At 48.2% G+C, this 14615-nt stretch carries 13 protein-coding genes; all 13 read left to right on the forward strand.

Translation table 11 applies throughout. From position 1 onward, the window contains the following. Positions 1–6 precede the first annotated feature (6 nt). The 13 genes from MCG98_RS03695 to argF all read left to right on the forward strand — a co-directional run bounded on the left by MCG98_RS03695 (position 7) and on the right by argF (position 14614). Positions 7–744 (forward strand): RNA methyltransferase, encoded by a 738-nt coding sequence (locus MCG98_RS03695; RefSeq protein ID WP_345891617.1) that lies wholly within the window; start codon positions 7–9, stop codon positions 742–744. An 85-nt stretch (positions 745–829) separates the two neighbouring features. Continuing rightward, complete coding sequence (locus MCG98_RS03700; protein ID WP_240300484.1) at positions 830–2311, forward strand: polysaccharide deacetylase family protein; 1482 nt, start codon at positions 830–832, stop codon at positions 2309–2311. Positions 2312–2440: 129 nt separating this feature from the next. Further along, entirely contained in the window at positions 2441–3136 is a 696-nt protein-coding gene (locus MCG98_RS03705) for a FadR/GntR family transcriptional regulator (RefSeq protein WP_240300485.1), read from the forward strand. A gap of 163 nt (positions 3137–3299) precedes the next feature. Further along, a complete protein-coding gene (locus MCG98_RS03710) occupies positions 3300–4082 on the forward strand; it encodes an electron transfer flavoprotein subunit beta/FixA family protein (protein ID WP_240300486.1) in 783 nt (260 codons plus the stop codon). 8 nt (positions 4083–4090) lie between these two features. Beyond that, positions 4091–5287 (forward strand): electron transfer flavoprotein subunit alpha/FixB family protein, encoded by a 1197-nt coding sequence (locus MCG98_RS03715; RefSeq protein ID WP_240300487.1) that lies wholly within the window; start codon positions 4091–4093, stop codon positions 5285–5287. Then, positions 5287–6690 carry an FAD-linked oxidase C-terminal domain-containing protein gene (locus tag MCG98_RS03720; RefSeq protein ID WP_240300488.1) on the forward strand — a complete coding sequence of 468 codons (1404 nt, stop codon included), beginning with the start codon at positions 5287–5289 and terminating at the stop codon, positions 6688–6690. Before MCG98_RS03715 ends, MCG98_RS03720 begins: the two co-directional genes overlap by 1 nt. A 15-nt stretch (positions 6691–6705) precedes the next feature. After that, on the forward strand, positions 6706–8013 hold the full coding sequence (gene larA / locus MCG98_RS03725) for a nickel-dependent lactate racemase (RefSeq protein WP_240300489.1): 1308 nt from the start codon (positions 6706–6708) through the stop codon (positions 8011–8013). Positions 8014–8159: 146 nt separating this feature from the next. Then, the gene (locus tag MCG98_RS03730; protein ID WP_240300490.1) at positions 8160–9674 is read left to right on the forward strand and encodes a 4Fe-4S dicluster domain-containing protein; all 1515 of its coding nucleotides are present in this window, start codon (positions 8160–8162) and stop codon (positions 9672–9674) included. Between the two features lie 195 nt (positions 9675–9869). After that, entirely contained in the window at positions 9870–10811 is a 942-nt protein-coding gene (locus MCG98_RS03735) for a cell wall hydrolase (RefSeq protein ID WP_240300491.1), read from the forward strand. Between the two features lie 115 nt (positions 10812–10926). After that, a complete protein-coding gene (locus tag MCG98_RS03740; protein ID WP_240300492.1) occupies positions 10927–11364 on the forward strand; it encodes an NfeD family protein in 438 nt (145 codons plus the stop codon). Between the two features lies 1 nt (position 11365). Then, the gene (locus MCG98_RS03745; RefSeq protein WP_240300493.1) at positions 11366–12289 is read left to right on the forward strand and encodes an SPFH domain-containing protein; all 924 of its coding nucleotides are present in this window, start codon (positions 11366–11368) and stop codon (positions 12287–12289) included. A gap of 95 nt (positions 12290–12384) precedes the next feature. Further along, on the forward strand, positions 12385–13584 hold the full coding sequence (locus tag MCG98_RS03750; protein ID WP_240300494.1) for a patatin-like phospholipase family protein: 1200 nt from the start codon (positions 12385–12387) through the stop codon (positions 13582–13584). After that, complete coding sequence (gene argF, locus MCG98_RS03755) at positions 13574–14614, forward strand: ornithine carbamoyltransferase (RefSeq protein ID WP_240300495.1); 1041 nt, start codon at positions 13574–13576, stop codon at positions 14612–14614. Before MCG98_RS03750 ends, argF begins: the two co-directional genes overlap by 11 nt. The last annotated feature ends 1 nt before the right edge of the window (position 14615 follow it).

Consider the following 14615-nt stretch of genomic DNA (forward strand, 5'->3'; position numbering starts at 1 on the left):
AAACGAGTGATACAACTGCAGAAGAAAGGGAGACTGCGCAGGGAAGAGGACTGTTTTATCGCAGAAGGCGTTAAAATGGCACTGGAGGCACCCACGGAACATGTTCTGCAGGTTTATATGTCGGAGTCTTTTGAACGTGAAAAGGGACTACCCGAACAGCTGGAGAATCTGCCATGCGAGGTGGTGGAGGACAGGATCTTTGAACAGATGTCGGATACTATCACACCACAGGGGATACTATGCCTGATCCGGCAGTTTCATTATACGCTGGAAGAGCTGCTGAAGAAAGAGAGTCCACTGCTCCTGGTGCTGGAGGACCTTCAGGATCCAGGCAACGTGGGGACTATTTTCCGCACGGCAGAAGGAGCAGGTGTGGACGGCATCATTCTGAGCCATAACAGCGTAGACATCTACAATCCAAAGACAATACGATCAACGATGGGTTCAGTCTACCGGATGCCGTTTCTGTATGCGGATGATCTGCAGAAGATCTTGAAAATGTTGAAAAAAGAAGGCATCTGTACGTATGCGGCACATCTGGATGGGCAAAATACGTATGACAGGGAAGATTACCGGGGAGGAACGGCATTTTTAATTGGAAATGAGGGTAATGGGCTGAGCAGTGAACTGACAGTGGGAGCCCAGCGCAGGATAAGAATACCAATGGAGGGAAAGCTGGAGTCCCTGAATGCAGCTGTGGCAGCAGCGCTTCTAATGTATGAGGTGCACCGGCAGAGAAGTTAATGTGCTGCAAAAAGGCTCGACTTTCGTCAGATTTTCGTTTACAATGGAGCCATACAAAGTTCTTGTCAGAGAAAGGGGTTATTAAATGGGAGAAAATTTAAGCAGGAAGGAACAAAAACGTCGGAAACAGAAAAAACGTTTGATGGTGAAGAGCGTCATTCTACTCGTATTGCTTGTGATTCTTGGCGGATCTATCTGGGTTCTGGCTGAACAGATGAAGGGGAACAGCCAGAAGGGACAGGAGGAGGCCGGCAATGGACCGGAAGTGGCGGAGGGAGACACACCGGAACCGACAGAAGAAGCAAAGGAGACAACGACAGAGGCCGGACAGGGGGACAAGGAAAGTATACTTGCAGAAGCTGAACTGCTGGCAGCGCAGTATGATTATGATGCTGCCATCGCAAAGCTCCAGGAAGTTCCGGATGCGGCAAATGATTCTGACGTGGCGGCAAAGACGGAGGAATATGAGGCGACAAAAGCCAGCTGTGTGCCGGTGAATATCGATCAGGTAACTCATATATTTTACCACTCACTCGTAGTCGATCCTGATAAATGTTTCGGTAATCCTGACGACCCGCTTACTGCCGGATTTAATCAATGGATGACAACTGTCAGCGAATTTAACAAGATTACGCAGTCAATGTATGACAATGGCTATGTGATGGTTCGTCTGCGTGATCTGGTGAATCAGACCACGGATGCAGATGGAACGGTTCATTTTACAAAAGCTGAGATCATGCTGCCTCCGGGTAAAAAAGCATTTGTACTATCCCTTGACGATCTTTCCTATTATCACAGCTATGATGGAAGGGGGATCGCATCCAGGGTAGTACTCGACGATAATGGAAAGCCGACATGCGAATACATTGAGGACGACGGGACGGTGACGACGGGTGCGTATGACGTCGTACCGCTGATGGACCAGTTTATCGCAGAACATCCTGACGCCTCATACCGCGGGGCGAAAGGGATCATTGCACTGACAGGCTACAACGGCATTCTGGGATACCGCACAGACGGCGTATATGAGAGTCGTGATCCGGAGCACCTCGGACAGGACCAGAAGGCATGGCTGGATGCACATCCTGACTTTAACTACGATGAAGAATGTGCCCAGGCCAAGAAAGTGGCAGATGCCATGAAAGAGGATGGCTGGGAATTTGCGAGTCATACCTGGGGCCATCGCCATATCGCACAGATCTCACTGGACGATCTGAAAGCGGATACGGAGAAATGGGAGACGTATGTGTCGCCGCTCGTCGGTGGAACGGATACGATCATATTTGCCCATGGCGAGGATTTGGGAGACTGGCATGATTATGCGGCGGATAATGAGAAATTTAATTACCTGAAATCTGAAGGATATAATTTCTTCTGTAATGTAGATTCTACACAATACTTTGTACAGGTCCGTGACAACTATGTACGGCAGGGAAGAAGGAACCTGGATGGGTATCGTCTGTATCAGGATAAGATTATGGAAGATCCGACACAGCGCAAGACGGCTGATCTGTTTGACGCAGCGGAGGTTTATGATACCAGCAGGCCGAACGTACCGGAACTGTAATAGAACGTAACTGTTCAAGACGGCGGAGATACGCTTTCACGAACAGTTACATTATAACAATGTTAAATGCTGCACCCTGCAGATATCTTAAGGCGGGGGCAGCATTTGTTATTCCACAGGGAGGAAGAAATGGAAGAAAAACAAGAGATGAATGAGAAAGCATATGAAAAAGTGTTCCGTTATATCAAAAACGGTATCATGAACGAAGACTATCAGCTGGGAGAAAAACTTCCGCCTGAACGTGAACTGGCAGCCAGGCTTTCAGTCAGCCGCAACACGGTCAGAGAAGCATTCCGGACGCTGGGGATGATGGGAGTCGTTGAAAGCCAGCAGGGAGCAGGAAATTATATATCCGGGAACTTTGAGAAAAATCTGATCGAGTTTCTATCCATGATGTTTATGCTGCAGCGGATTGAATATCCTCAGATCAGCAAGCTGCGTGCGGGACTGGAGCAGAAGGCTGTGGAGCTCGGGGCGCTGAACAGAACAGAAGAGGAACTGGAAGAACTGGGTGCCATCGTAAAGGAAATGCGTAAAGACGATGAGAGTATAAATGCAGGACTGGATGCCCGATTCCATTCCGTTCTTGCTGCTACGTCAAAGAACAAGCCTATAATACAGATTCTGCAGGCTTTAAGTTCGGTAACGGAATCCTTTATCAGTGACATGCACAGTGATATCATGGTGTCGGCAGAAGCTAAAAAACAGCTGCAGGAAGCACATGAACAGGTTGTGCAGGCACTGGAAGAGCACGATAGTGAGAAAGCGGAGCAGGCAATAAAGTTTCACTTTGAAACGGTGGATGAACAACTTGCATTGAGGTGACAGATACGATTAGAGTGACCGTGTACATCTGAACCTGGTTCGGATGTACACGGTCACTCTATTTTTATTCATATAACATCTGGACATACGGGCGATTTAGGTATATAATGAAAAACAATTGGTCCTACCAATTAAGGGCGAATAAAATATCTGGGAGGAAATTATGAAGATTTTAGTGTGTATCAAGCAGGTGCCGGAGACGAACAGGGTTAATGTAGACCCTGTAACGGGAGTTCTCATGCGGGACGGCGTGGATTCCAAGATGAATCCGTATGACTTATATGCCCTTGAGACAGCGTTAAAGCTGCGGGAGGAAAAAGGGGGAAGGATCACAGTCATAACCATGGGACCGCCTCAGGCGGAAGCGGTAGTCAGAGAAGCATTTGCAATGGGGGCAGATGCAGGGATCCTGCTGTCTGACCGGAAATTTGGCGGGGCGGATGTACTTGCCACCAGCTATACTCTTTCACAGGGAATCAAAAAGGCGGGGCATTTTGATCTGATCCTATGCGGAAAACAGACGACAGACGGCGATACGGCGCAGGTAGGCGCGGAGATCAGTGAATGGCTTGGCATTCCCAGTGTATCCAACGTACGGAAAATTATAATGGCGGAAGAGGACAGCATTACTGTGGAGATGGATATGCCGAGGGATGTGGAGACCGTTAAAGTAAGATTTCCATGTCTGCTCGCGGTAGACAAAGATATCTTTCAGCCGCGCCTTCCTTCTTATCTGAAAAAGATGGCTACTGCAGACAGGGAGATTACGGTACTGTCTCTTACGGATATGGATGACACAGATGAAAAACATTATGGGCTGAATGGATCTCCGACACAGGTACAGCGTATATTCCCGCCATCATCGGATGTACGGCATGAATACTGGGAAGGTGAGTCGGTGGCTGAGCGGCTGTTTGACATGCTGAAGGAACAAAAATTTATCTAGGAGGAAATATGGCAGAATTAATCATTGATCAAAGTAAGATTAAGAACATACAGGCGCTGATTGACATTTGTCCGTTTGGTGCGTTAGAAGAAAAGGACGGAAAGCTCGGTGTTAATGCCGCTTGTAAATTATGTAAACTTTGTGTGAAAAAGGGACCGGAGGGCGCCGTTACTTACATAGATGACAAAGTTAAACAGCAGATTGACAAAAGTATGTGGACAGGGATCACGGTTTACGTTGATCATGTGGATGGCGAAATACATCCAGTCACTTATGAACTGCTTGGAAAAGCAAGAGAACTGGCAGCTAAAATTCATCATCCGGTCTACGCGGTCATGATGGGGAACAGAGTGGAAAAATGCAGCCGCCGGCTGCTGCATTACGGTGTGGATAAAGTATACGTCTATGATCAGCCGAAGCTGAAGGATTTTAATATTGAGACATATACAAACGCATTTGAAGACCATATCAAAACAATGATGCCGTCAGTGATCCTGGTGGGGGCGACTGCGGTGGGGCGTCAGCTGGCACCGCGCGTTGCGGCAAGGCTTAAGACCGGTCTGACTGCTGACTGTACGGTACTGGATATCAGAGAAGATACAGACCTGATCCAGATCAGGCCGGCATTCGGCGGCAATATTATGGCAGAAATCTGTACACCGGACAACCGTCCCCAGATGGCAACCGTTCGTTATAAGGTGATGAATGCGCCTGTCAGGGAGGTATCAGAATCAGGAGAGGTCGTCAGCTGCATGATTCCGGAGGAAAAGCTTGCCACAGGGATTGAAGTTCTCAATGTGAGAGCAAAAGAGCCGGAGAAAACGATCGAGACAGCCGATGTGCTTGTGATAGCTGGCAGGGGGGTCAAAAAGGAAGAAGACCTTGGCATGCTCCGGGAACTGGCAGAATTGCTGGAGGGACAGCTTGCCTGTACAAGACCCATTGTTGAAGCAGGCTGGATGGATGCGAAGAAGCAGGTGGGTCTGAGCGGGAGGACAGTGCGGCCGAAACTGATTATTACCTGCGGAGTATCCGGATCCGTTCAGTTTGCTGCCGGAATGAACAATTCAGACTGTATAGTTGCGATCAATACAGATGAAAAGGCCAGTATTTTTAAGACTGCACACTACTGTATCGTGGGTGATATTTATAAGGTAGTTCCGAGACTGACTGCACGCATCAGGGAAAACAAGGAGGTATCATAATGGCATATAAGAAGATCGATAACAATGATATTCAGACCCTTTGCAGAATGATCGGTGATGATGACAGGGTGCTCGTGGGAGAACACATAAATGAAGAATACTGCCATGATGAACTGAGCGGTACTTTCAGTACTCCGGATGTTGTCATACGGGCTTTGACTGCGCAGGAAATCTCGGATGTGATGCGTTATGCATATGAACAGGAAATCCCTGTGACACCGAGGGGAGCGGGAACAGGGCTGGTGGGATCGTGTGTTCCCATGGAACGCGGTATTGTAATAGAGACGACATTGATGAACCGCATTCTGGAGTTGGATGAGGATAACCTGACAGTGACGGCACAGCCGGGTGTCCTTTTGATGGAGCTTGCCTCTTTTGCAGAAGACCATGATTTTTTCTATCCGCCGGATCCGGGGGAAAAATCTGCAACAATAGGCGGAAATATCAGTACAAACGCAGGCGGGATGCGTGCGGTGAAGTATGGGGTAACGCGGGATTATGTAAGGGGACTTGAAGTCGTGCTTCCGAATGGAAAGATTGTGGAGTTTGGTGGAAAGGTCGTAAAAAACAGTTCCGGATACGCATTAAAGGATTTGATCGTGGGGTCAGAAGGCACACTTGGTATTGTAACAAAAGCAGTGCTCAAGCTGCTGCCTCTTCCTAAAAAATCCATCAGCCTGCTCGTACCGTTTCCCTCACTGAAACAGGCCATCGGCACGGTCCCCCTTATTATTAAATCAAAATCTATTCCAACCGCGGTTGAATTTATGCAGCGTGAAGTTATCATGGATTCTGAAGAATATCTGGGCAGGAAATTTCCGGATCATCAGGCGGATGCCTACCTGCTGCTGAAATTTGACGGGGCATCCACAGAGGAGATAGAGAAAGATTATCATGGGGTAGCTCAGATCTGTCTGGAACAGGGAGCATATGACGTGCTGATCTCCGATACCGAGGAACGAAATGATTCTATATGGAAAGCGAGAGGGGCTTTTCTGGAAGCGATCAAGGGTTCGACCACATATATGGATGAAGTTGATGTTGTAGTTCCCCGCAGCCAGGTTAATACACTGGTGGAATATATTCACAGTATTGAAGAAGAGGCGGGAGTCCGGGTCAAGAGCTTCGGCCATGCAGGTGACGGAAATCTGCATGTTTATATTCTGAAAGACCAGCTTTCAGATGAAGAGTGGGAATGCCGGATGAAAAGGGCGATGGAACTTATCTATAAGAAATCCAGAGAGCTTAATGGAAAAGTTTCAGGCGAACACGGAATTGGATATGCCAAGAAGCCGTATCTGTTTGAGGCTGAGGATCCAGAGGTCATGAACCTCATGAGAGGCATCAAGTATGCTTTTGATCCAAAAAATATCCTGAATCCACATAAAGTATGCGAGGAGTAAAAAGAGGAGATGACAATGGTTAAAATTAATCTGCCATTCGGAAGGGGAGCGATGGATATCACAGTGCCCGGGGAGCGGCTGAATGGAATCCTTCAGTCAGGGACCCATGCATACAGTGAACAGAAATCAGAAGAAGAACTTGTAAAAGAGGCACTGATTGCACCGGTGGGCTCACAGCCTCTGTCCGAACTGGTAAGGGGAAAACGTAATATTGTACTGATAGCCAGTGATCATACCAGGCCAGTGCCCAGCAGGGTCATTCTGCCGCCGGTACTGGAAGAGATAAAAAAAGGCAGCCCGAAGGCGGTACTCACCATTTTGATCGCCACGGGATTCCACCGTCCCACAACCCGGCAGGAACTGATCGACAAATTTGGAGACGGTATTGTGAATGATCCCGCTATCCGGTTTGTAGTACATCAAAGTGATAAGGAAGAAGACATGGTGAAGCTCGGCACGCTGCCTTCGGGGGGAGAACTGCTGATCAACCGCGTTGCTGCTGACGCTGACCTTTTGATGTCAGAAGGTTTTATTGAACCGCACTTTTTTGCCGGCTTTTCCGGAGGGCGCAAAAGTGTTCTGCCGGGGGTTTCAAGCAGGAGGACAGTACTGGCAAATCACTGTTCAGAATTTATTGCGGATGCGAATGCCCGGACCGGTATCCTGGAGGGGAATCCTGTTCACAGGGATATGGTCTGGGCAGCCGGGCGTGCGAAGCTTGCATTTATCGTAAACGTCGTTCTGGATGCGAATAAAAAGGTGATCCGGGCTTTTGCCGGACATTTTGAGAAGGCGCATCAGGCGGGCTGTGCATTTGCTGATAAACTTTTCGGTACTGATGCCATTATGTCCGATATCGTGGTAACCACGAACGGCGGATATCCTCTGGACCAGAATATTTACCAGACAGTTAAGGGAATGACTGCCGCAGAGGCTTCATGCCGGCCAGGCGGTGTAATTATCATGTGCTCCAGCTGCAGCGACGGGCATGGGGGGCAGAATTTCTATGATCTCTTTGCGAATGAGAAATCTGAAAATGTGATCATGAAACGTATTCTGGAAACAGACCGGAATGAAACTGTCCCGGATCAGTGGGAAGCACAGATTCTGTGCCGCATCCTGATGAACTATCATGTGATCATGGTGACACAGGCGCCCCGGGAGATGATAGAGGCAATGCATATGACGTATGCCGCGGATTTTGAAGAGGCGCTTGGGCTGGCGGATGTATACCTGGGGAAAAAGAATGCGGGTATTACGGTGATACCGGATGGGGTTTCTGTGATCATCAGAAGACATGGGCATCAGAATGGAGTGCAGTAAAAAAGGACGGGCGACCGTCCTTTTCTGATGCATTAATTTACAAACACATAAAAAATGGATGGTAAAATACTTTGAAAAATGGTAATATCAAACCATATCATTGACGCAGATTGTTTGGATTTTATGGAAAGGGAAAAGGAGAAGCGATGAGAGGTTTGGACACTCCGATTAAGAAGATCCGTAAAGAGATTTTCAGGGAAATTGCAAGGATAGCATTTGAATCGGATCAGGAGCATTTTAAGGGTGAGATTGAAGCGATACCGTATCATATTGTTGAGGAACGCGCAAAATACCGTGACAGTATCTACCGCGAACGGGCTGTTGCCAGTGAGCGTGTGCGTCTTGCCATGGGTATGTCCCTGAGACCGGAAAACCGTGCTGTACATATCACTGCCGGTGTGGATAAGAGTAACATCGATGAAAAATACTATGAACCGCCGCTGATGCAGGTTATCCCGTCTGCCTGTGATGCCTGTGAACCCAACAGTTATATGGTGAGCGATATGTGCAGAGGCTGCGTGGCACATCCCTGCCGCCAGGTCTGTCCCAAAGGAGCTATTATAGTAAAAAAGGGAAAATCGATCATTGACCAGGAAAAGTGTATTCGCTGCGGCAAATGTAAGCAGGTTTGTCCTTACGATGCAATTTCCAGGATGGAGCGCCCCTGCGCAAGAGCCTGCGGGGTCAATGCCATTGACAGTGATGAGCAGGGACGTGCTACGATCAATCACAAAAAGTGTGTATCCTGTGGTATGTGCATGGTGAGCTGCCCGTTTGGCGCCATTTCTGACAAGTCTCAGATCTTTCAGCTGTGCAAGGCGCTGCGGGAAGAACAGTTTATTGTAGCTGAGGTTGCACCGGCTTATATTGGACAATTTGGAAAAAATGTGACACCGGAGAAATTAAAGGCGGCTCTGCTGCTTCTGGGTTTCAGGGAAGTCTATGAGGTAGCACTGGGGGCTGATATCGGAGCCGTGGCGGAGGCCCATCATTATGCGCAGAAAGTTGCTACGGGTGAACTTCCGTTTCTTTTGACTTCCTGCTGTCCATCCTGGTCGCTGCTGGCAAAGAAACATTTTCCTGATCTGGTAGACAGTGTGTCTCAGGAGCTGACTCCTATGGTGGCAACGGCCCGCAGTATCAAACAGAAGCATCCGGACGCACGGGTGGTGTTTGTCGGCCCCTGCGCTTCCAAGAAACTGGAGGCTTCCAGACGCACGGTTCGGAGTGATGTGGATTTTGTCATCACATTTGAAGAGCTGGTTGGCATGTTCGAGGCAAAAGGTATCGATCTGGAGGAGATGGAGCCTTCAGGAGGCAATTTTGCCATGAATGATGCTACTGCTGCGGGACGCGGGTACGCTGTTGCCGGAGGCGTGGCGGAAGCGATCCGTCAATGTCTGGAAGAATATTATCCGGATGTACCGGTTCATATAGAACATGCAGAGGGACTTGCTGACTGCAGGAAAGCTCTTATGATGGCGAAAGCAGGGAAACTTAACGGCTGTCTGATCGAAGGAATGGGATGTCCGGGCGGATGTATGGCCGGGGCAGGCACGAATGTTTCTGTGAAAACTGCGGCGGGGGAACTGAAAAAACTTCAGGCGGCTTCAACACGGAAGATTCCGTCCAGAGATCTGCTGGAGCTTCATTTAGAATAGTACAAGAGATATTGAGGAAAAAAGCGTTTATCCGACAGCGGGTAAACGCTTTTTTGATGAAAGCGTACCAAACCTAGTTTCTACTGTAAAATATTGGCGACCGGTTTTCCTTGACTTAAAAATGTAAACTTGTTAGAATAACTTCGTAATAAAACTTAACAATTTTGTAATAAATGATGTTCAGGAGGTTATTATATGAAAAACAGGTTAATACAGATCATACGGACACTCGGTGGAGCAGCAGCGCTGTCATTACTGATGGCAGTACCGGTATTTGCAGACGGCACAGAGACAGAAGCTGTGCAGCAGGTGGAGGCTTCGGAAGAAAATGTGTGGGATACGCGGGCTGTTGCCAATGTGATCTCATGTGCGAATATCAGAAGTGAGGGAACAATTGAATCGGCCCGTGTGGGTATCCTGCCGTCGGGAGCCATGGCTGATGTAGTAGAAAAAGGAGAAGCCTGGACACTGATTTCTTCAGGAGGTATAGAAGGTTACATAAGAAACGACCTTCTCGCTTTCGGGGAAGAGGCGAGAGCGATCTATGAAGCTCTTTATGGAAGTTCTGTTGCGGCGGCGCTTCCCGCAGAGAATACTGTTGATTCAGCAGGCGGCCAGGGCTCAGAGGAAACTTCTGAGGAAACCGTAACAGAAGAAACTGCGGAAGAGGAGACCGTTCAGGAGGAGGCAGCTCAGCAGGAAATTCCTCAGGCAGAGAGCACTCCTGAAGAGGCTGCTCCGGAAGCCCAGGCTCAGCCGGTACCTGAAGAAGAGGAAACGGAGGAAACCGCAGGCGTCGGAGTATCCGGCGGAGAACTTGATCTGCTTGCGGCCATTATCCAGTGCGAAGCCGGCGGGGAGAGCCACGAGGGAAAAGTAGCAGTAGGAGCAGTCATTATGAACCGTATCCAGAGCAGTGATTTTCCGGACAGCATCAGTGATGTCGTTTATCAGAGCGGACAGTTTTCACCGGTTGCAAGCGGAAAGCTGTCATCTGTTCTTCAGGAGGGGGCGAGAAGCGACTGTTACGCCGCTGCCCAGGAGGCACTCAATGGGGTCAATCCGGTAGGAAACAGCCTGTACTTCAACAGCGGAAGCGGCAGGGGTATACAGATTGGAAATCAGCATTTTTATTAATCACAGAACATAAAACTGGCAAATGGGAATTCGCATTTCGCAATGCGGTTCCCATTGCTTTTTTTTTGGAAATAGCGTATACTTTGTAATTATAAAAAAGGAGTGAAAAAGCGATATGGATCCGATAGTCTGGTTGATTTTACTGGTTGTTCTGATCATCATAGAAATCATTACGATGGGGCTGTCTACCATCTGGTTCGCAGGCGGCGCGCTGGTGGCATTTGTTGCGTCTCTTCTGAATGTGAATGTAGTGATTCAGGTTGTTTTATTTCTGGTGATATCCATTCTGCTGCTCGTGTCCACACGTCCGGTCGCCATGCGGTATCTGAACCGCACGCGTGTCAGAACGAATGTGGAAAGCCTGATTGGCAAAAAGGCAGTAGTGACTGAGCGGATTGAAAATATTCAAGGTCACGGCCAGGTACAGGTAAACGGTCTGGAATGGACGGCAAGAAGCCTGAATGATGATATAGTAATTGAAAAAGATGAAATTGTATGCATCGTCCGCGTAGATGGTGTTAAACTAATTGTAGAGAGAGAAGGAGAGAATTAAAATGGGCGGAGTACTGATTTTAGTTATATTTTTAATACTGATCTTACTGGTTGTTTCATCGTGCATCAAAATCGTGCCGCAGGCGAAAGCGTACGTGCTCGAGCGTCTCGGGGCATATCAGGCAACCTGGTCAACCGGTCTCCACATGAAACTGCCGTTTATTGAGCGGGTGGCGAAGAAAGTTAATCTGAAAGAGCAGGTTGTTGATTTTCCGCCGCAGCCGGTCATAACAAAAGATAATGTAACGATGCAGATCGATACGGTTGTATTTTTCCAGATCACAGACCCGAAATTGTTTGCATACGGAGTGGAAAGCCCGATCATGGCGATCGAAAACCTTACGGCGACGACTCTGCGAAATATCATCGGAGATATGGAGCTGGATGAGACCCTGACTTCACGTGAAACCATCAACACAAAAATGCGCGCTGCACTGGACATCGCAACCGATCCGTGGGGCATTAAGGTTAACCGTGTGGAGCTGAAGAATATCATGCCGCCTGCTGCCATCCAGGAAGCGATGGAGAAACAGATGAAGGCGGAACGTGAGCGCCGTGAAGCGATACTGATCGCAGAGGGTGAGAAAAAGTCTACAGTTCTTGTAGCAGAAGGTAAGAAAGAATCTGCAATTCTGGATGCTGAAGCTGAAAAGCAGGCTGCTATCCTGAGAGCAGAGGCACAGAAAGAAAAAATGATCCGTGAAGCAGAAGGTGAAGCGGAAGCGATCCTGAAGGTACAGCAGGCAAATGCAGATGGTATCCGGTTCCTGAAAGAAGCAGGTGCGGATGAGTCTGTTCTGACGCTGAAGAGTCTGGAAGCACTCGGCACACTTGCGGAGGGCAATGCGACCAAGATCATCGTTCCGTCTGACATTCAGGGGCTGGCAAGTCTTGCTACTTCGCTGAAAGAGATTATGAAAGAGTAGGAAATTCGTTTTGAATTTCGGAACAGAGAGGATGCTGCAAAGGTGGTGCATCACCGCCGCAGCACCCTCTCTCTGGTTTCATAAGGAGGGATTTTTTGAAACCTGTTATTGATTTATCGAAAGAATACGGTATAGTTCTGGAGGGCGGCGGAGCGAAAGGTGCGTATCAGATAGGTGCATGGAAAGCTCTGAAGGAAGCCGGCGTGAGGATTAAGGGTGTTGCGGGCACAAGTGTTGGTGCGCTGAATGGCGCATTTATCTGTATGGATGACATTGAGAAGGCAGAGTATGTCTGGGAGCATATCGCAAATTCCAGCGTCATGAAGGTGGACGATGAGGAAATGCGCCGTCTGATGAAGAATGAGGCAACGCTGGGAGAGGCGATGTCCATTTTTTTTAAGACATTCGGAGACGGTGGTGTGGATGTGGAGCCGCTGAAAGAGCTGATCCGTACATACATCCGTGAAGAAGATATCAAAAAGTCACCCATCGAGCTGTTTATACTGACGTTCAATGTTGATCATATGAAGGAGCTGGACCTCAACCTGAAGGAGGTTGGAGAAGGCATGATGCAGGATTATCTGCTGGCCAGTGCCTACATCTTTCCGCTGTTCAAAAATGAAAAGATTGACGGCAAGCGGTTTATTGACGGCGGTGCCATCAATAATGTGCCGCTGGGTTCGCTGATCGAACGGGATTATAAGGATATTATTGTAATTCGTATTTTTGGGATCGGACGGGAAAAACCTGTTAAAATTCCCGGGGATACCACTGTCGTTACCATTGCACCGAGAGTCCATCTGGGCAATATGCTGGACTTCGATGCTGAGAAGAGCCGAAGAAATATGAAAATCGGATACTACGATGCGAAACGGGTGATTTACGGGCTTGCCGGAAAGATATATTATATTGAAGAAAATCATGAAGAGTGCTATTATTTAAAGCAACTGCTGGAAATTCCGCAGGCTTCTTACGAAGGGCTGACAGTATCCTATCATCTGGCACCGAAACCCAGGGATTCTCTGCGGACGCTGACGGAAATGTTTTTTCCGGCATTGGCACTGGAATTTAAGCTGGGGAAATACTGGACATACCGCGAATTGTATCTGGCGGTGCTGGAAGCCACGGCAAAATTGTGCAAGATTCCAAAATACTGTATCTATACGGTGGATGAGTTAAGAGAAAAAGTCGTTCAGAGACTTCGAATGCTGGGGAGTGAAGAAAAAGATATGATGCCGGCATTCATACGTTTCCTGGACAGAGACATAGTGGAGGAGAATTACAATGGCAAATGAAGAAAAGAGACAGCAGATGACAGAAAAGTTTTCTACGGGCAGGGGGCTTGTGGGCCGGAATTTCCTGACGCTGAAGGACTTTTCAAAAAAAGAGATTGAATATTTCCTTGATCTTGCCGCAAGGCTCAAAACATACAAAAAGCAGGGGCAGTCTGTACGCTTTTATGAAGGGAAAAATATTGCACTGATTTTTGAAAAGACAAGTACCAGAACACGCTGTTCCTTTGAGGTGGCAGCACACGATCTGGGGATGGGCGTCACATATCTGGACCCCTCCGGATCCCAGATTGGAAAGAAAGAAAGTATTGCGGATACAGCGCGGGTTCTGGGGCGCATGTATGAAGGAATCGAATATCGTGGTTTTGGACAGGATATCGTGGAAGAACTGGGCAGACATGCGGGGGTTCCCGTGTGGAACGGACTGACAAATGAATATCATCCAACACAGATGCTGGCAGATTTACTGACCATAAGAGAGCATCTGGGACGTCTGGAAGGGGTAAGACTGGTCTACATGGGAGATGCCCGCTACAACATGGGCAACTCTCTGATGATCGCCTGTGCAAAGATGGGGATGCATTTTACGGCTTGTACGGCGAAAGAGTATTTTCCCAATCCGGAACTGGTGGCTCAGTGCGAAGAATACGCCAAAGAAAGCGGGGCTACGATTACGCTGACCGAGGATGTTGAAAAGGGAGTCAGGGATGCCGACGTGATCTACACCGATGTATGGGTATCCATGGGTGAACCGGAGGCAGTGTGGGAAGAGAGAATTAATGCACTGAAACCGTACCAGGTAAATAAACACGTAATGGATCTTGCATCGAAAGAGGCAATCTTTATGCACTGTCTGCCGGCATTCCATGATCTGAATACTATAATCGGGAAGCAGGTTTTTGAAAAATACGGCCTGACGGAGCTGGAAGTGACGGACGAAGTCTTTGAATCCGCGCAGTCTGTAGTGTTTGATGAGGCGGAGAACCGTATGCATACAATCAAAGCGGTGATCGTGGCAACACTCGGAGAATAAA

The sequence above is a fragment of the Ruminococcus sp. OA3 genome, from assembly GCF_022440845.1.
Classification (GTDB): Bacteria; Bacillota; Clostridia; order Lachnospirales; family Lachnospiraceae; genus Ruminococcus_G.

Coding starts and splice junctions, on each gene's coding strand:
- larA (WP_240300489.1), top strand. CDS start 6,706: ATGGTTAAAATTAATCTGCCATTCGGAAGGGGAGCGATGGATATCACA.
- MCG98_RS03720 (WP_240300488.1), top strand. CDS start 5,287: ATGGCATATAAGAAGATCGATAACAATGATATTCAGACCCTTTGCAGA.
- argF (WP_240300495.1), top strand. CDS start 13,574: ATGGCAAATGAAGAAAAGAGACAGCAGATGACAGAAAAGTTTTCTACG.
- MCG98_RS03730 (WP_240300490.1), top strand. CDS start 8,160: ATGAGAGGTTTGGACACTCCGATTAAGAAGATCCGTAAAGAGATTTTC.
- MCG98_RS03705 (WP_240300485.1), top strand. CDS start 2,441: ATGGAAGAAAAACAAGAGATGAATGAGAAAGCATATGAAAAAGTGTTC.
- MCG98_RS03700 (WP_240300484.1), top strand. CDS start 830: ATGGGAGAAAATTTAAGCAGGAAGGAACAAAAACGTCGGAAACAGAAA.
- MCG98_RS03735 (WP_240300491.1), top strand. CDS start 9,870: ATGAAAAACAGGTTAATACAGATCATACGGACACTCGGTGGAGCAGCA.
- MCG98_RS03745 (WP_240300493.1), top strand. CDS start 11,366: ATGGGCGGAGTACTGATTTTAGTTATATTTTTAATACTGATCTTACTG.
- MCG98_RS03715 (WP_240300487.1), top strand. CDS start 4,091: ATGGCAGAATTAATCATTGATCAAAGTAAGATTAAGAACATACAGGCG.
- MCG98_RS03740 (WP_240300492.1), top strand. CDS start 10,927: ATGGATCCGATAGTCTGGTTGATTTTACTGGTTGTTCTGATCATCATA.
- MCG98_RS03710 (WP_240300486.1), top strand. CDS start 3,300: ATGAAGATTTTAGTGTGTATCAAGCAGGTGCCGGAGACGAACAGGGTT.